The sequence below is a fragment of the Clostridium lamae genome, from assembly GCF_033043255.1.
In the GTDB taxonomy this organism is placed as follows: Bacteria; Bacillota; Clostridia; order Clostridiales; family Clostridiaceae; genus Clostridium; species Clostridium lamae.
The window spans coordinates 1-18,455 of sequence record NZ_JASCQJ010000002.1; the positions used below are offsets into that span (position 1 = coordinate 1).

Below are 18,455 nucleotides of genomic sequence, written 5' to 3' on the forward strand. Positions count from 1 at the left end.
ATAAAATAACACAATAATAAGATTCCAATTATTAATGATAATATAATAATTTTTATACTGAAATCTTCTTTATTATCATCAAAGAGAATTGTTATTAGTCCAATTCCTGCAGTTAAAAATATAATATCAAGAATTACTCTCTTAAATCTTATCCATAAACTAGACTGTCTTTTCTCATTATTAATTACCTTAAATTTAATTAATTTAAATAAGTCTATAATACATACTATTATAAAAATACTTATGATAGCTGAACTTAATAAACCTGAGTTATCCACGAAATAATCTATACTTCTTCCCCTAAATATTGATGATATTTGAGTAAATAATATAAATGTTAAAGATAATATTCTTAGAATTAATATAGTTAAAGAGTTATCAAATAGGCATTGTATTTCTTGAATTCCTTTTTTACTAATACTACTTTTTTTATCTTCATTTTCTTTATAAAAAACTTGCAATTTATTAAATTCACAAGAATAATTCCATCCTAAGTCTTGAAGCTTTTCTCTATATTCTAATGCTAATTCCTTATCTAGTTCTCCATTTTCCAAAACTCCATCAACTACATCTATTGTGTATTTTATCTGCTTTGGCTCCATTTTCTTAAACTTAATATATAATCTTGATACCTTCTCAAGCATCCATCCTTTTAAAGCCAGCTCTTCAAAATAAGATTCCAAAGCTCCTATTTCATATGAATAAAAATCCATTAAAATTATATTTATATCCCCAAATCTCAATTAAATACCCCCTCAGTTATCTTATAAAGGTAAATCCCTTTTATTAAATCTTAATATACCAGCTATATATAAAATTATTCCTACTACTAATAACACTATAATCATCCATATTGCAGAAACGTTACCCTTAATTAACTTATCTGTATCTAATAATGTGAAAATAGTAAAGTATTTAAAATTCTCTAACTTTCCTCCCATATTAGCTAAAAGTTGAATTATAAAAAATCCAATTGGTACACCAGCACTTATTGAGTAGGATAACTTTGTATCATTACTAATACAAGAAGCAAAAAATGCAAGTCCACTTATTGATATATGAAGACAATATAGACCTATATTCATTAATATATATTTCTTAATATCTAATTCACCAGGGAAATTAACTTCACTAGATATTATTCCAACTAAAGTAATAAAGAATATTAAAATTCCAATTGAAATCAACATGAAAAGTGCTTGTGTTATAGCAATTTTACTTTTTTTATTTGGAGTTGCTAAAAGATAAGCCATTGAGCCACTATCAACATATTTTGCTATTAACTTGTTGGCTATTATTATCTCAAATATCATTGGAAAAATAATAAATAGAAATCCAAATAAATAGGTATTTATAAACTCTATTAATGTAGCTCCAGGATTACTCATTCCAAAAGCAGCCATCATTTCAGGTATAGCTTTTTCAAATTCAGCTAATGCTTCCCCTATTTCTGGATCAAACATTGGAATTATTACTGATATATACATAGTTAATACTGCTGCAAAAATTATAAAAAGTTTATAATTTGACTTGACTTCTCTTTTTAATAGTGGAATACTAATCATTATTTTCACCTCCATAATAATGCATAAATAAGTCTTCTAGACTTTGAGTATAAGATTCTAAATTTAAAATTTTATACTTTCCTAATGCCTTAATAAAAGGTGTAATATCTCCTTTTATAGATACTGTTACATTATTATCTTTAATTTCTTTTACTTTAAATCCTTCAGTTCCAAATTTATTTGCTATATTTGAGTTTTCAAATGTTACATTATATATCTTTTGCTTAGATTCTTTTAATGTAGATATATTCTCAACAGCTACAATTTTTCCTTCTTTAATAATAGCTGCTCTATCACAGGCTTTTTCTACCTCTTCAAAATTATGAGAAGACATTAATATAGTTCTTCCCTTTTCCTTTTCTTCTGCTATTAACTTTATAAATTCATTTTGCATTAATGGATCTAATCCACTAGTAGGTTCGTCTAATATTAAAATTTCAGGTTCTTGCATAAATGCACATACAATACCAATTTTTTGTTTCATTCCCTTAGACATCTTTTTAATTTTACCTTTAGGATTTAGCTCAAACCTTTCTATAAGCTCCTTAGCCCTAGATAAATCTTTAATCCCCTTCATTTCCGCAACAAACTTTATAAACTTAATACCTGTCATATCATCTAAAAAAGCAATTTCTCCTGGTAAATATCCAAGATACTTTTGAATTTCACTAGAATTATCGAAGCAATTTGATCCATTAATTGAACAACTCCCTTTATCAGCCTTTGAAAAACCCATTAAATGACGAATTGTTGTTGTTTTTCCTGCTCCATTTGGTCCTAGAAATCCAAGAACTTCCCCCTTCTTAACTGAAAAATTTATACTAAAAATCCCTTTTCTATCACCATAGTCTTTAGTAAGATTATTAATTTCTATTACATTCATTTTAACCCCTCCAAAGAGTTTGTTATAGTACCATTTAATAAGTTATATTATACCGCATACTGATTCCATTCTCAATTATATTTGTTAATTTTTGTATATATATTTTAATTATACAGTTTTTAGAATATACTGTAATTACAATAATTGATGGAGAGGTGATTTTCATGAAAAATTTATTTAAAAGTAAAATATTTATTACTATCTTAGTTATTATATTAATCATAGCTATTGGTACTTTTTCATTTTTACTTTATAAGCAAATTGACTCCGGTAATTTAAGTGCTAAATCGAACATATCTGATATTGAAAAAATAGATAAGGAACTTTCTAGTGAAGATTCAACTGAAATAAAAGATAGTGATTATTATCCTATTGAAAATATTTATGACATCATTCATAGAATGAGTAATACTAAAATAATCGCAGAGGACAACCAAATTTGGGGTAAAATAGAAATGGACTCTGAATATATAGCATCATTAAAAAGCCTCATTGAAAAAATTGACTATGAAGATAAAGACTATATGCTAGAAGTTCTTACTAGATGGGAAAATAATGATTTTTCTCAAGCTGTAGATGAGCATAATTACTTTTGGAAAAAGCTTGGTGGGACTGTAGGAAAAGCAACTTCCTTAAAAGAATAGTGTTTAAAATATAATTTTAGAAGGACCCATTAATAGTTCCTTCTAAAATTGCTATATTGTAAAGAATATAATAATTTATTTTTTGACTTCTCTGCAACATAAATAATAACCACCACGAGCCATTTCAATATTAACTTCATAGGTTCCATCTTCTATTTTAAAAATTATAGGCTTTTCTTTACTTATAAATTCAATATTCTTTTGTTCTTTCTCTATAATATCGCAAATGGTCTTTGCAGATGGATACGTTAGTGAATCTTTTAAATCAATATTAAAACTTTTTCTAAAAAATTTCCCCATAAAAATCTCTCCTTATAATATATTACAATTGTTAATTAATGTATATTATTTATTTAAAATATTAATATTTAAGAAATGCCATAATTATTCTTAAATACTCTTTAGTACTTTTTCTAGTATATCTATAGAATTATTTGCTGCTGACACGCAATTAAGCTCAAAATTTTCTACACCGCATTTGCTTTCTGTATCTGTTATTGACCTTATAGAAATAAATGGAATATTATTCACATAACATACATGCGCAACACTTGCAGTTTCCATATCTACACAAAGTGGATTATATTTTTCAATTATTTCTTTTCTACCCTTTTCACTTATAAAGGCTTCACCAGTTACAATTTTCCCAAAATAGATTTTTTGAGCAAATGTATTTTTCCCTAACACCTGTCTACATAATGATAAAAGATTACTATCACATTTAAAATAAATACTATCCATCCATGGATGATATTCTGTTAATATTCCTTCGTCAACATCATGATATGCTACTTCTGTTGAAATAATTGTATCACCAATATTTAATATATTATTAATTGCTCCTGCTACACCAGTCACAAAAATATGAGTTACATTGAATCTATCTATTAGTATCTGTGTAGCAATTGCAGCATTAACTTTACATACCCCACAATATAAAGCTACTACATCAATATTATAAATATTTCCCATATAAAATTTTATCATTGCGGCAGACTCTATCCTTTTATTTTGTATTTTCTCAATAAAAGGCTTAATTTCATCTTCTGAAGGACCTATTACTCCAATTCTCATTATCTCCCCACCTATTTTTTATTGCATAACTTCGTCTTATTTTTCATTATTCTCTAATAACTTACTCTTAATCTCTTCTACCCTATATCCTTTCCTTTTTAATTCTTTTATTTCTTCAATTCTATTTACGGCCTCTTCTCTTTTAAACCTTCTGGTTAATCTTTCTTCTTCCTGTTCGAAAGGCAACATTCCTTCTTCAGTATAAAATTTAAGAGTACTGTATCTTGAATTGGTGATTCTAACAAGTTCCCCAATTGTGACATACTCAGATTCTAAAATTTTCTCCATAGAACGTTGTCTAGACATTAGTTTTCAACTCCTTTAAATTGGATATCTTCTAAGGCGTACTCCATGTATTGGAATTCTTCCTCTTACAGCTTCAGGTATAGCCTCATACAAAATATTATCTATTTTAATTAAAGGTACATCTCCTGCACGTACTATAGTATATAAGTGTCCATTTTCCTCTAATCTTTTTTTTACTTCTTCAAATCTTTCTTTTGCATTAGGAAACCATTCTTCAGTATCAATAAATATAGATTGAGATCTTTCGATTTCCGGTAATAAGAAATTAATACCTGTTCCAGTTGGTGTTTTAACAGCATTTTTCTTAATATTTAAAAATCCTTTTACAGCCATTTCAACACCATGATAAATATGAATATCATAAAGTTTCTTTGAAAGCTTATCTTTTACAGCTAAATTATGAATCTTTTCAGATATTAATTCTAAATCTCCTTTAGAAAATACATCTTGCATACATCCACTTTCTCTAAGAAGCCATAGAATAAATATACTTTCATCACTTAATTCTCCTTCTTCAAGAACTTCTGCTTTAAGTCCTTCAACTATTCTAGAATATTCATTAATATTGCTTCTATACTCTTTAAGTGATAGCCCCGCAGTTTTATAATACATATCACATCCTAATAAATTTGGAATCTCCTCCATATAGTCATAGCCTTTTAAAGAATCAGCCATAGCCCTCTCAAGTTCTTTTAAATGTTTTTTTGATATATTAGAAGCTTTAGTTAACCACCAATTTAAATCTCCCTCTACCTCTTCACTTTTATTAAAAATAGTCTTAAAAATAACTTCTTGATATAAGGTTATATTAGAATCATCTAAAATAGACTTTTTCAAAGATAGTTTGCCATTTACATTAGTAAATTCACTCTCTAAATAAGTCTCAAGTACAACAGCGGCAGCTATACAACGAAGCGAAACTTTTTTTACTGTTGTCATATTAATGCTATCCTGTGCATTTAAAGCAATCATTGAAAAGCTTTGTGATAATTTTAGTTCTCTCATAAATAAACACCCCTTTAAGTTAATATTTTACATTTACTTACTACTTATCACTTACTACTTATTCTTTAGTATATGCTTCTTGTATATATTTGTAAACTTTTATTGTGTATATTTATGATTTTAATTTTTAGTACTAATAAAAATAGTAGCTAATTTTATATAAAAAAATTTAGCTACTATTTTATAGTATCTATCTTCATAATAGATTAAAGTCATTAATTATAATTAACAACTAAATTAACTTTACTATATAAACTAATCAGGCAATTGATTCTTATACATTTGATTACTTATTCCTTCAATTTCTTCAACATAACTATTATCATCATAATCATATTCATAATCTGCTGAATTTCTCATTTCATTAAATCTTCCTACAGCTTGGTAACTATCTTCTTCATCAAAGCCTACTTCATCTTTATCGCCATATCTTGATTTATGTCCAAAAGGTTTTCCTATTACACTTTCTTCTACTACTCTTTGATTAGAATTATAAGTTTTTATATCACTAATAACATCTTGACAGTCAATACAGTTTACTGCATAAGGTAAAAATTCCAATCTTTCTTTAGCTATATCTTTTCCACATGTTTTACACTTACCATAGCTACCTTCATCTATAGCCTTTAATGCATCATCAATCTTATCTATTAATGACATCTCATTAGCTTCAAGTGCTCTTCCCTTCTCTACTTCAAAGGTTTCACTAGCTGTATCAGCAGGATGATTATCATAAAATGATAATTCACTAGCAGTTTCAGAATTAAATTTAGTCATCCCATTTTCATCTAACTGTTTAATAAGTGCTGTAATTCTATTTTTTTCTTTATTAAGTTTATTTTTAAAATGTTTAAGTTCTTCGTTATTCATATAAACCATCCTTTCAAAATAAAGCTTATTTATATTCTTCCTAAAAGATCGTATTTTTAATAGACTAATTTATAACATTTATTTTCCTTTAATTAACAAGTATATTAATATTAAAAATAAATAAAAAAACAGAAAATTTTAATTTCTGTTTTTTATAATTCCACAAGTTATTTATATTCATTCATATATCTATGCATAGATTAACAATTTTTAATAAGAATTACGACCACATATCATTATCTCTTATTGTATTAATGATAATTTCTCCATCAACTTCTTTAATTTCAAGTATAATTAAGCTTAAATCTTTTCGACTAAGTTTATCATATACTACAATAGTATTACTTATATCTTTATAGGTATAAGTTAGAATTAAATTACAGAAGTTATTTACTTTCTGTGTGTACAATGAAACTTCTTTAAAATCATTATTTTTAAGCTTCTTTATTGATGATTTATAGTCGCCGTTCCATTCACCATCATGTGTTAGCTGTATATTAGTTAAAGTATCATTAGTTAAATTTTTAACAATAACTTTTTGCATAATATCTCCCATGAAATACATATTTACCATCTCCATAACTTTAAATTCTTTTATTTACTAATATTACTAATATTTGTTAATCTATATATTAATCATACTCCTTTTCCTAAATTTTACCACTATATTTTTTAATATTGCTTGTATTATTAGCTGTATAGTTGGGCTAGTACATTTTTTTGCACCTTATTCTTTTAAATGGTATTCATATATACCGAGCGCCCCAATTGAAATATATCAATCAATTAACTATATAAATTTTTGTTTTTCCTTCTTATTAGCAGGATATAGTTTATTATTACTAATAATGCAAAGGCGATTATTTAATAATTCTAAAGAATTAACGCTATTTTATGTATTCTTTGTTTTGGTATGGTTATCAAGAGTTATATAATTCAAATCATCTGGGCATGGCCTTCAAGTCTACAAATATGGTTAGTTATTGCCTTTATTATTCAATTTATATTTACTTTAATTCCTATGATATACTTTTTTAAAAACATAAAAAAATAACCTAAAATCCTTATATTATAAAGATTTCAGGTTATTTTTCATATATTTTATACTTTATACAATCTAAAATAAATCCATTGTTCTTATATTCAGTTCCTTTTTTCTTTTACATATTTATTTTATAATTATTATTTTCTAAAACAGCTATTGCTCTATCTATCATCTCTTCTTTTATAAGAATATAATCTGTATCATATGTTGAAATTGCAAATATACTTATATCATTATTTGCCATTAATGTACTTATCCTTGCTAATATACCTATCAAAGAAAAGTCTAGAGGTCCTTCTATTTTTAATACTTTCCAATCTCTTTCACACTTTATCTCTTCTTTAACCTTGTCTTGTAAGCAAACAATAGATACTTCATCTTCAGTTCTAGTTATCGAAAAGAATTCCTCATTAAAAATCCAGTTTGGTATTTCATCATTTTTATATAATCTACAAACTGAATACTTACCTTTTAATAACTTTAAATTTAATTTTTCTTCCATAATCTTGCCCCCTATAATCTACCTTTGTATCTTTCTTATCTTAATCTCTCCAAATGCAGGATAAAATCCTGATTTTATTGCAAGCTTTTGAGATACTATATGAGATTCTACAGTACCGTAAAAAGGTACTTTTCCTCTTCTTAATATTTCATTTTTTAAAGATTGTACTATTATGCTTGCGACCCCTTTATTCTTAGCCTCTGGTAAAACATTTACCCCAATTTGCCACATAATATTAGAATCCTCACTAGCTCCAGCCATCCCTAAAATATCTCCTTTATCATCTACAGCTGCAACTGCTAGAATATCTGGATAATTCTTATTAAAAGCAAAGGCTTCATCAAATCTATCATCACCTTTGAATTGTAATATATTATCTTTTTCATACCATTTTAATTTGACATTCTTAGGTTCTTCATAATTATACTCCTTTGGTAAATAGTAATGATGAGTATCTTCTATCTCGTAACCAAACTCATTTAACTTCTTATCTATTCTTCTTAATACTGAATATAAAAATAACCATTCTCCTGGAAACTTTTCAAAATTCTCCTTACACCACTCCTTTATGCATCTATCAGCAGACATTACTATTTTCCCATTGAATACAAGTACTTTCAAAATATCCTTATCATCATTGTATTTTCTACTACCATCTATTACTTTTAAATCAGTTATTAAATTTTCATTGTTGTCAAAGTCTTCAATTGCACAATTATAATCCTTGGCGAATTGTTCTTTCACTTTAACTAGAATATTTTCTTTTTCCATATTTTTTCAACCCCTTACACCTAGATTATATAATTCTAAATTATAGACATCAACAATAAATTAAGGAGTTAGCCTTATACTAACTCCTTAACTTATTATTCTTACATTCCAAGCATTACTATTTTACAAGTTTAACATTTTGCTTTATTAATTCAAATATAGTGAAAAGATCTTTAACTAATTAAATACAAATTTCTTAATTTTGTTATTAATTGATGATAAAGCAGATGGAACTACTTTTAATATACTTGGTAAAAATAAAGAAATTACAAATACAACAGCACATAATACAAATACCTCATAATACATAGGTTGTCCAATATAAACTTGATACCCATGAATAGATGAAACTGAAATTGCTGCTACAATCAAAACCTTAGTTGCAATCCAAGAAATTAAATTAATTGTCTTAAGTAAAAATATTAATATAGATAGCACTACTATTATCGGTACTGCTAATATTTTAAATGGTAATTTTATTAGTGAACTTTCTTTTGATAATCTTTCTTTAGACCTTATCTTTTGATTATTATTTTTCCTTTTTTTCTTATCTATATCATTGTCTTTATATACTTTCTTTCTATTATTATTTTGTTTCTTTCTTGTTGAACTTCTTGAAGGTGACTTCTTCTTTTCTTTATTCTTTCTTGTAATCTCTTTATATTCATCAAAATCTTCATATTTATCAATTTCCTCTATATCTAATTTATCTTTTGCATAATTATCTAAATTAGTATTCTTAAAATTTATAAGCATAGTTTCTTGATTTTGAATTTTTTCTTTTTCTAACTTTATTTCTTCAAAAGCTTTATCAAATACTTTTATAAAAGCCTTGGCTCTTCGTTCATCTACTATCTCTTTTTTTATTTCATTAACCTTATTTTCATAAGCTTGTCTTATCTCTTCCATTGATGAATTTTCATCAACACTTAAAATTTCGTATTTCTCCATATATTTTCACTCCATATTATATAAACATAATATCCTCCTATCTTTTGTTAAACCTAATTATATCAATATTTACAAATTAATAAAAAGGTAATTCTATCCTATATCTAATGATATGTAAAAAGCCTAGGGAAGATAAATAATCTCACCTAGACTTTTACTAATTTATATATTATCCTATTAAACCTAATGCAGTTTCAAGAACTGCTTTTCCATTCATAGTTCCATAATATCTAACATCTATTACTTCTACTGGAATTCTTCCATTAACTAGTGATTCAATTTGTGACTTTTGGAATCTAACTTGTGGTCCAAGTAAAACAATATCAACTGTGTCGATTACACTTGCACACTCTGAAAATGGCATTGCATTTATAGTTACTTCTATTCCTTTTTCTTTTGCAGCATCCTTCATTTTGTTTACTAATAAACTTGTTGACATTCCTGCTGAACATACCAATAATATATTTTTCATATCATATCTCTCCTTTAATTTTAATTTATATTTAAATATTACTATTTACAAATTATCCCCATTAGATTCAATCACCTTTTTATACCAATAAAATGATTTCTTCTTATATCTTTTTAATGTACCATTTCCTTTATCGTCTTTATCTACATAAATAAACCCATATCTCTTTGACATTTCTCCAGTTGATGCAGCTACTAAATCTATGCATCCCCAAGATGTATATCCTAACAAATCCACTCCATCTTCAATTGCTTCATTCATTGCTACTATATGCTCTCTTAAGTAATCTATCCTATAATCGTCATTTATAGAGCCATCCTCTTCAATGATGTCCTTTGCTCCTAGTCCATTTTCAACAATAAACAAAGGTTTTTGATATCTATCATATAGTGAATTTAATGTTATTCTTAATCCTAATGGATCTATTTGCCATCCCCACTCACTTGCTTTTAAATATGGATTCTTCACAGATTTAACCACATTTCCATCTGAAATATTATGTTCTGGATTTGAACTTGCACAACGAGATGAATAATAACTAAATGAAACAAAGTCAACTGGATATTTTCTTAATATTTCCAGATCGCCTTCTTCTATTTTCAATTCAACATTCTTCTCTTTAAATACCCTTTTACTATAGCTAGGATAATATCCTCTTGCTTGAACATCTATAAATAATAAATTTTCTCTATCCTTATTCATAGCCATAAAAACATCATTTGGATCACAACTATAAGGATAGAATTGTCCTCCAGCTAGCATACATCCAATTAAATTTTCAGGATTTGTCTCATGAGCTATTTTAGTAACAAGTGCACTTGCTACTAACTCATGATGAGCTGCTTGATATTTAGATTGTTCTCTATTTTCTCCATCTTTAAATGCTAGACCTGCTCCTGAAAATGGTGAATGAAGTAGAATGTTTATTTCATTAAATGTTAACCAATACTTAACTAGACCATCAAATCTTTCAAAGCATATCTTCGCATAATTTACGAAGCAGTCAATCATTTCTCTGCTTTTCCATGAATCGTATCTTCTTACTAGTGCCATTGGAACATCAAAATGACAAAGTGTAACTAAAGGCTCTATTCCATATTTTTTACATTCTTCAAACATACTCTTATAAAAATCGATTCCTGCTTCATTTACTTCACCTTCACCATCTGGCAATATTCTTGCCCAAGCAATACTCGTTCTGAAGCATTTAAATCCCATTTCAGCCATAAGTTTTATATCCTCTTTGTAATTATGATAAAAATCTATAGCTTCATGGCTTGGATAGTTTTCCCCATCAATAAATTCAACTGGATACATATCACCAAGTTTGACATACATTCTATTTTTCCCATGTGGAATCATATCAATATTAGTAAGTCCTTTACCATCCTCTAAGTAGGCTCCTTCAGCTTGATTTGCTGCAATTGCCCCTCCCCACAAAAAATTCTTCGGAAACGCCATAATCTTTCTCCTATCTACTTATTTTATATGCACATTTACTTATAAATTTATTCTATAGCTTCTTCTCTAAATTACTGTTGATATTAATGAAACTATATAAATAACACAAACTCCTGTCTGAGTTATTTTTTCATTTGTGCTAAATGGTGATTTTTTATTCCAAATTCTATATAATGCATAAGGAGTACAAACAATATTTAACACATAAGTTAAAATTTTATATTTAGTAAAAACATTAATATCATTTGGATTCTTTTTATTTAAATTTTCTCTAAGTCTTTTAATATTTTTTTGTCTTTCAGTTAAAGTAATAGAAGGATTAACATTAGTTTTCATTATTCCATGTACCCCCCTTTCATTGGTGATACTGCATGTTTCGTATATAATGCTAGAGCTCCTCGTTTAAATTTACTCTTTGGCATAGTCCAGTTGCTTTTTCTTTCATTAAGAATTTCTTCAATTTCTTCTAAAGACATTTTTTTATTCTTAATTCCAATAATATTAAGACTTCTGTTTTTAACACTTATTTCAATTAAATCTCCATCTTCCACTAAAGCAATAGGACCTCCGCTTGCAGCTTCAGGTGATATATGACCTATAGCTGGACCTCTGCTCGCTCCTGAAAATCTACCATCTGTTAAAAGTGCAACTGATTCTGAAAGAATTGGATTGCTTGCAATTGCCTCAGTTGTATAGAACATCTCAGGCATTCCACTTCCCTTTGGTCCTTCATATCTTATGAAAACAGCCTCTCCTGGATTTATATTATCTTTTAATATAGCTGAAATAGCATCTTCCTCACGATCAAATACTCTTGCCTTTAAAACTACTTCTTGCATCTTCTTTGAAACTGCTGAATGCTTAACTACAGAGCCCTCTGGTGCAAGATTACCCTTTAATACAGCAATAGCACCTTCTTTATTTAAAGGCTTTTCAATAGGATAAATTACGTCTTCCTTCTTTAAATTTAATCTTTTTAAGTGATTATAACATTTCTCATAATATCCGCTATTTTTTAAATCATCTAAATTTTCTCCTAGAGTTTTTCCTGTAACTGTTAAAACATCTAAGTGTAAATGCTCTCTAATAGCTTCCATTATAGCTGGAGTTCCGCCTGCATAATGATAATATTCAGCAGGATAAAAACCACTTGGTCGAATATTTAATATAAATGGAATCTTTCTATGGATTCTATCAAAATCTTCTCCTGTCAGTTCAATCCCTACTTCATGAGCAATTGCTGGAATATGAAGTAGTGCATTACTAGATCCTGCAATTGCGGCATGGACCATTATTGCATTTTCAAATGCTTTTTTAGTCAGTATATCTGAAGGTTTGATGTCCTTTTCCACTATATTTCTAATACTCTTGCCTATATTATTCGCTACTTCCTTAAGTTCTATACTAGTTGCAGGAAGTACTGAAGTTCCAGGTAATGATAATCCTAATACTTCTGCCATAATTTGCATTGTTGTTGCAGTTCCAATAAAACTACAAGCTCCACAACTCGGGCATGCATTATGTTTATAGTAATTAAATTTATCTAAAGTAATTTCATTTTTTTCATACTGAGCTGAGTATTTTCCAATTTGCTCTAAAGTTAGTAAATCTGGACCTGCACTCATTACTCCACCTGAAATTATAATTGAAGGTGTATTAAGTCTTGCAATTGCCATTAAATGAGCTGGCATTGCTTTATCACAAGTTGCTAAAAATACTCCTCCATCAAAAGGAGTTGCACTATATTGTATTTCTATCATGTTACAAATCATCTCTCTTGAACATAAAGAATAATTAATTCCATCATGCCCTTGTGATTCTCCATCACACATATCTGTTACATAATATTTAGCTCCCTTTGCATTAACTTCATAAAGGCTTTTTTCCACTAAATGAACTAATTCATTTAAATGAACACTTCCAGGATGTGAATCGCCATATGTACTCTCTATAAAAATTTGCATTTTACTTAAGTCTTCGACCTTCCATCCTGCTCCTATTCTAAGAGGATCTAATTCAGGAGCTATTTTTCTTAAATCTTGACTCTTCATTTTACTTCTCCTTACTTATAATCATTCTCGCTATCTTCTACTTCGAAAACTTTATTTTTAATTAACTCTTTATAAAAATAAGCAGACTTTTTAAGATTACGATTACGATTATTTTCTAAATCTATCTCCACAAGACCATATCTATTTTTAAAAGCATTCATTGGTGATACATTGTCTGTAAAAGCCCATAACATATATCCCTTACAATTTGAACCTTCATTAATACCTTTTATTAACCAATCTAAATGCATTGATATAAATTCAATTCGATAATCATCTTGTATTATTCCTGATTCATCTTTATATCTTTTTTCATTTTCAACGCCCATTCCACTTTCAGCCACAAACCATTCAAAATTATTATATTTATCTCTCATTTTAATAGCCATATCATACATTATTTTAGGATATATCTCCCATCCTCTATGCGGATTCATTTTCTTACCTGGCATATTAAAGTCTTCATAATAGAAATCTGGATGGAAAGGCGCTTCTGGATGAACAGCTGTTGTTCTTTCCTTAACTCTATTTGGATGATATAGATTTATTCCTATCCAATCTAAAGTATTATCTTTAATAATTTCTAATTCTTCTAAAGTATAATCCATCAAAATTCCATGCTTTTCTAATAATTCAAAGAATCCATCTTCATATTGTCCAAGTATTGCAGGATCTAAGAAAACACGGTTATAGAAAAGATCATACATATCAGCTGCTTGTAAATCTCTAGGTGAATTTCCTCTTGGATAAGCTGTTTCAATATTTACGATTGTTCCAAACTTACCTCCCTCTTTTCTAAATCCACCTTCCTTATAAACCTTCATAATCATATTTGTTGCTAGTGCCTTATTATAATTCCATTGCATCCAAGCTTTACTATCTTGATAGAAAGGATATCTTAAAGCATCTAAATGTATTCTTGTTTGTACTACAACTGGCTCATTAAAAGCAAACCAATACTTGACCTTATCTCCAAACCTTTCAAAGGCTTTTGTTGCATACTTTACAAATAAATCAACAACATGCTTGCTATTAAATCCATCATATTTCTTAAATAATTCTCCTGGAATTTCATAATGTTCTAAACAAACCATAGGTTCAATTCCATTTGCAATCATTTCATCTAACATGTTTCCATAATATTTAGCATAATCTTCATCCACTATTACATTTTCATAATCAGTTAAAAACCTTGACCAATTTAAAGAAGTTCTATAGCAATTTAATCCAATCTCTTTCATATTAACTATGTCTTCTTTATATCTATTAAAATAGTCTGTTGCAATTGCTGGTCCATATCCATTATGCCAAACATTTTTATTCTCTTTGTACCATAAATCTATATAAGAATCTTGAAACTCTTTTTTACCGTCCCAACCTTCTGTCTGCCAAGCGCTTGCTGCTGCTCCCAAAAAGAAGCCTTCTGGTAAATTAACTTTCTTCTTCATTATTTTCTCTCCTTAAATGCATCATATATTCCACCTATATACATTGCTCCTAATCCACGATCATATAAACCATAACCTGCTCTACCTTCTTCTCCCCATATCATTCTTCCATGATCTGGTCTAACATGTCCTTCAAAGCCTATTTCTACATATGCTTTTATTATATCTACTATATCTAGAGACCCACATGTTGAGTAATGAGCTGATTCTTCAAATGATCCATCTTCTAGTATTTTCACATTTCTTATATGTCCAAAATGTATTCTTTTCATTTTCCCATACTTTCTGATAAGATGTGCTACATCATTATTTCTTGAGCAACCTAAAGATCCACTACATAAAGTTAATCCATGATTAACACTATCATATAGATTTAAAAATCTATCAAGATTTTCTTCATTTGTAATTATTCTTGGTATTCCAAATATTGACCAAGGTGGATCATCTGGATGTATTGCCATATTAATTCCTGATTCAATAGCTACTGGAATTATTTCATTTATAAAGTTTTTTAAATTTTCCCATAGTCCCTCTTCTCCGAGAGCTTTATATTCTTCTATTAATTCTGTAACTTCATCTACAGAATAAGATGAATCCCAACCTGGAAGTGATAATTTAGTTGGGTCTAGCTTATCTATTTCATTCTTGTAATACACTAATGCACTTGAACCATCTTCTAATAAATGATCTATTGAGGATCTAGTCCAATCAAATACTGGCATAAAATTATAACAAATAGTTTTAATACCGCACTTAGATAAATTTCTAATAGTTTCTTTATAGTTTTCAATATATTTTTTATAGTTATTTCTTCCTAATTTTATATCTTCATGTACAGGTACACTCTCTATTACTTCTAATTCTAATCCGTTTGAATTTATGTCTTCTTTTAATTTCTCTATTCTATCTACTGGCCAAACCTCTCCAACAGGTATATCATATATTGCGCTAACAATTCCTGTAACATTAGGTATTTGTTTAATATACTCTAACTTTACTGGATCATCTTCGCCATACCATCGAAAAGTCATTTTCATAGTGTATCCCTCCTTATTTCAAATAACCTAGTCTATAGGAAATATTCTTAGCTTCCTTTTTGACTATTTCTCCTAATTCATCTAGATCTATGCTTTCTTGATAAAGACCAACACAACTTATTGCTGCAATAACTTGTCCAGTATGATCAAAGATTGGTGCTGCTACTGCTATTTGATGTAGTGCATCTTCACGATCACTCTTTGCATATCCCTTTATTTTCGCTTCTTTTAACACTTCATAATATTTTTCTATCGAAGTTATTGTATATTCAGTATAAGGCTCAAAATTTATGTGCTTTATAGCTTCATCTACAAATTCTTGACTTGAATATGCTAACATTATTTTTCCAAGTGATGCACTATGAAGCTCCCTTCTACTCCCTATATTAGCTGTTGTTATAATACTATCTTTAGATTCATATTTATATAAATATGTAACCTTATAATCATCTAATATAGCCATAAAAGTCGTTGCCTTCATTCTATCTGCTAATGGATTTAGATATCTTTTGGCTACCTTAACAGTATCTACCCCATTTACATAATTGCTTCCTATTAAAAAGCTATGCAAACCTATTTTGTATCTAAACTTTCCATTAGAAAATTCCTCTTCTAACATACTAGTGTGAACTAAAGTTTTCAAAATATCAAAAACACTTGATTTAGGTGCCTGCACAATTTCAACTATTTCAGCTAAAGTGTATCCATCTTTACTTTTAGATATTAATTCTAAAATTTCTATTGATCTTAATAATGTACGATTTAATTTCATTTCTCTCATCCTCTACTGCTTATAATATTAAAAATATTCTATATTAAATATAACACTTTAAATCAAATCGAACATTTCATATTTTAAAAAATGTGCTGTAATAAATATAAAATTAATAATGTAAAATGTAAAATTAAGGAAGAAACTCCCTAAGGAGTTTCTTGAATGGATATATTTTACATTTTGCATTTAGAGTTATGATATAACTCATTTTTTATTTAATTATTTTGTCATAGCTTCTTTATTATCTAAATCTGTATCTGCATATGGATTTAATTGTTTATTAGCCATCATTACAAATGGAATATATATAAGTATTGAAACTGCTATACATATTACTTGAGTAATAACTGCTGTTAAACTTCCACCACTAGCAAGCCATGCACTTAATATAGGTGGAGTTGTCCAAGGGATTGCATAAACAAGTACGTCTGCAAAACCTATAGCTGTAAGTACATATGCAATAGTTCCTGTTATAAGTGGTGTAATAACAAATGGAATTGCCATAATTGGATTTAACATTATTGGTAATCCAAATGTCATAGTTTCATTTATGTTAAAAATAGCTGGAGCCGCTGATAGTTTTGCTATTCCTCTGTAATCTTCTCTCCTACTAAATACGAAGATTGCAACAACAAGACCTATTGTAACTCCTGATCCTCCTATTGACATATAAACGTCCCAGAAAGACATATTGATTATGTTTAATTTACTAAGCTCAGTTACTCCTTGTTGAACTAAATCAGTATTTGCTAAAATAGCTGCATTTAGTAATGGCTCTCTAACTGGTTTAATTATTTGGTTACCATGAATTCCGATTATCCAGAATAATTGTGATACTAACATTAAAATTAGTAGTCCTGGTAATCCTTGCATAACTGCTTCTAAAGGTTTTTGTAACATAGTATAAATAATATCGTATAAATTTAGTCCTGTAAGTTTTGTTACTCCAAAGTTTATTGCTGCCATTAATATAATTGTAACCATGAATGGGAACAAAACATTAAATGATGTGGCAACATTTGATGGTACTGATTCTGGCATTGTAATTTTTAATTTTCCTGATTTAACAATTGCTGAGAAAATTTCTACTGATATTAAAGCTATAATCATTCCAAGGAATAATCCTCTTGCTGCTGTATAGTCTTTACCTATAACATTATTTATAGCAACAACAACTCCATCAGCTTGTGTAAAGTTAACAAAAGTTGGTAAACAAGCAACAAATGAACACATTGCTATAATAGCTGCTGTATAGTGGTTGACCCCATTCTTTTTCCCCAATTCAAGACCAATTAACACTACAGCTCCCATTGTAAAGAAATTTAACGTTGCATAATTTGCAGCACTAAATATAGGTGTTAAATACTCTAACCAAGCAAAACCATTTACTTTTGCAAGAGATATTCCTGTTGTAGTTGTTGATAATACAACATTAGTAATAAGTGTACAGAATGCTCCAGTTATTATTACTGGCATTAATGCAGAGAATGCATTTTTTATTGCACTCATATGTTTTTGATTACTAATTTTATTAGCAATCATAAGCAACTTCTCAGTTGCTACTTCTGAAATGTTCATTTTAAACTCCCCTTTAT

Annotated in this window: 21 protein-coding genes; 1 reads left to right on the forward strand and 20 read right to left on the reverse strand. The window is 28.2% G+C overall.

Features of this window, described 5'->3' with window-relative positions; genetic code table 11:
* The 3 genes from QK892_RS01040 to QK892_RS01050 all read right to left on the reverse strand — a co-directional run.
* On the reverse strand, window positions 1–743 hold a 743-nt coding region (locus tag QK892_RS01040), incomplete at its 3' end, for a DUF2812 domain-containing protein (protein ID WP_317271663.1).
* A gap of 21 nt (window positions 744–764) precedes the next feature.
* On the reverse strand, window positions 765–1,565 hold the full coding sequence (locus QK892_RS01045; RefSeq protein ID WP_317271664.1) for an ABC transporter permease subunit: 801 nt from the start codon (window positions 1,563–1,565) through the stop codon (window positions 765–767).
* Complete coding sequence (locus QK892_RS01050) at window positions 1,558–2,448, reverse strand: ABC transporter ATP-binding protein (RefSeq protein WP_317271665.1); 891 nt, start codon at window positions 2,446–2,448, stop codon at window positions 1,558–1,560. The genes QK892_RS01045 and QK892_RS01050 overlap by 8 nt, the downstream gene beginning before the upstream one ends.
* Window positions 2,449–2,612: 164 nt before the next feature.
* On the opposite strand from QK892_RS01050, the gene QK892_RS01055 reads away from it, so the two are divergent.
* On the forward strand, window positions 2,613–3,092 hold the full coding sequence (locus QK892_RS01055; RefSeq protein WP_317271666.1) for a DUF6241 domain-containing protein: 480 nt from the start codon (window positions 2,613–2,615) through the stop codon (window positions 3,090–3,092).
* A 75-nt stretch (window positions 3,093–3,167) separates the two neighbouring features.
* Here the strand turns inward: QK892_RS01055 and QK892_RS01060 are convergent, their stop codons facing one another.
* From QK892_RS01060 to QK892_RS01140, 17 genes are all read right to left on the reverse strand, one after another.
* Window positions 3,168–3,392, reverse strand: a complete 225-nt coding sequence (locus QK892_RS01060; protein WP_317271667.1) for a DUF4318 domain-containing protein — start codon at window positions 3,390–3,392, stop codon at window positions 3,168–3,170.
* Between the two features lie 90 nt (window positions 3,393–3,482).
* A complete protein-coding gene (locus QK892_RS01065; RefSeq protein ID WP_317271668.1) occupies window positions 3,483–4,166 on the reverse strand; it encodes a 5'-methylthioadenosine/adenosylhomocysteine nucleosidase in 684 nt (227 codons plus the stop codon).
* 36 nt (window positions 4,167–4,202) lie between these two features.
* A complete protein-coding gene (locus QK892_RS01070; RefSeq protein WP_317271669.1) occupies window positions 4,203–4,472 on the reverse strand; it encodes a helix-turn-helix domain-containing protein in 270 nt (89 codons plus the stop codon).
* A gap of 15 nt (window positions 4,473–4,487) precedes the next feature.
* Complete coding sequence (locus QK892_RS01075; protein WP_317271670.1) at window positions 4,488–5,477, reverse strand: hypothetical protein; 990 nt, start codon at window positions 5,475–5,477, stop codon at window positions 4,488–4,490.
* 255 nt (window positions 5,478–5,732) lie between these two features.
* A complete protein-coding gene (locus QK892_RS01080; RefSeq protein WP_317271671.1) occupies window positions 5,733–6,347 on the reverse strand; it encodes a TraR/DksA C4-type zinc finger protein in 615 nt (204 codons plus the stop codon).
* A gap of 220 nt (window positions 6,348–6,567) precedes the next feature.
* Window positions 6,568–6,891: a hypothetical protein gene (locus QK892_RS01085; protein WP_317271672.1), complete on the reverse strand. Its 324-nt coding sequence runs from the start codon at window positions 6,889–6,891 to the stop codon at window positions 6,568–6,570.
* 616 nt (window positions 6,892–7,507) lie between these two features.
* Window positions 7,508–7,894, reverse strand: a complete 387-nt coding sequence (locus QK892_RS01090) for an ACT domain-containing protein (protein ID WP_394854994.1) — start codon at window positions 7,892–7,894, stop codon at window positions 7,508–7,510.
* 18 nt (window positions 7,895–7,912) lie between these two features.
* Entirely contained in the window at window positions 7,913–8,665 is a 753-nt protein-coding gene (locus tag QK892_RS01095; RefSeq protein WP_317271673.1) for a GNAT family N-acetyltransferase, read from the reverse strand.
* A 177-nt stretch (window positions 8,666–8,842) separates the two neighbouring features.
* Window positions 8,843–9,616 carry a molecular chaperone DnaJ gene (locus QK892_RS01100; protein WP_317271674.1) on the reverse strand — a complete coding sequence of 258 codons (774 nt, stop codon included), beginning with the start codon at window positions 9,614–9,616 and terminating at the stop codon, window positions 8,843–8,845.
* 169 nt (window positions 9,617–9,785) lie between these two features.
* Window positions 9,786–10,088 (reverse strand): PTS sugar transporter subunit IIB, encoded by a 303-nt coding sequence (locus QK892_RS01105; RefSeq protein WP_317271675.1) that lies wholly within the window; start codon window positions 10,086–10,088, stop codon window positions 9,786–9,788.
* Window positions 10,089–10,133: 45 nt separating this feature from the next.
* Window positions 10,134–11,549: a 6-phospho-beta-glucosidase gene (gene ascB / locus QK892_RS01110; protein ID WP_317271676.1), complete on the reverse strand. Its 1,416-nt coding sequence runs from the start codon at window positions 11,547–11,549 to the stop codon at window positions 10,134–10,136.
* A 66-nt stretch (window positions 11,550–11,615) separates the two neighbouring features.
* A complete protein-coding gene (locus QK892_RS01115) occupies window positions 11,616–11,885 on the reverse strand; it encodes a hypothetical protein (RefSeq protein WP_317271677.1) in 270 nt (89 codons plus the stop codon).
* Window positions 11,885–13,600, reverse strand: coding sequence for a dihydroxy-acid dehydratase (gene ilvD, locus QK892_RS01120; protein WP_317271678.1), 1,716 nt, complete (start codon window positions 13,598–13,600; stop codon window positions 11,885–11,887). Before ilvD ends, QK892_RS01115 begins: the two co-directional genes overlap by 1 nt.
* 11 nt (window positions 13,601–13,611) lie before the next feature.
* The gene (locus QK892_RS01125; RefSeq protein ID WP_317271679.1) at window positions 13,612–15,048 is read right to left on the reverse strand and encodes a glycoside hydrolase family 1 protein; all 1,437 of its coding nucleotides are present in this window, start codon (window positions 15,046–15,048) and stop codon (window positions 13,612–13,614) included.
* Complete coding sequence (gene uxuA, locus QK892_RS01130; RefSeq protein WP_317271680.1) at window positions 15,048–16,085, reverse strand: mannonate dehydratase; 1,038 nt, start codon at window positions 16,083–16,085, stop codon at window positions 15,048–15,050. The genes QK892_RS01125 and uxuA overlap by 1 nt, the downstream gene beginning before the upstream one ends.
* A 13-nt stretch (window positions 16,086–16,098) precedes the next feature.
* Window positions 16,099–16,857: an IclR family transcriptional regulator gene (locus QK892_RS01135; protein ID WP_317271681.1), complete on the reverse strand. Its 759-nt coding sequence runs from the start codon at window positions 16,855–16,857 to the stop codon at window positions 16,099–16,101.
* A gap of 222 nt (window positions 16,858–17,079) precedes the next feature.
* Complete coding sequence (locus QK892_RS01140; protein WP_317271682.1) at window positions 17,080–18,438, reverse strand: PTS sugar transporter subunit IIC; 1,359 nt, start codon at window positions 18,436–18,438, stop codon at window positions 17,080–17,082.
* Between the last annotated feature and the right edge of the window lie 17 nt (window positions 18,439–18,455).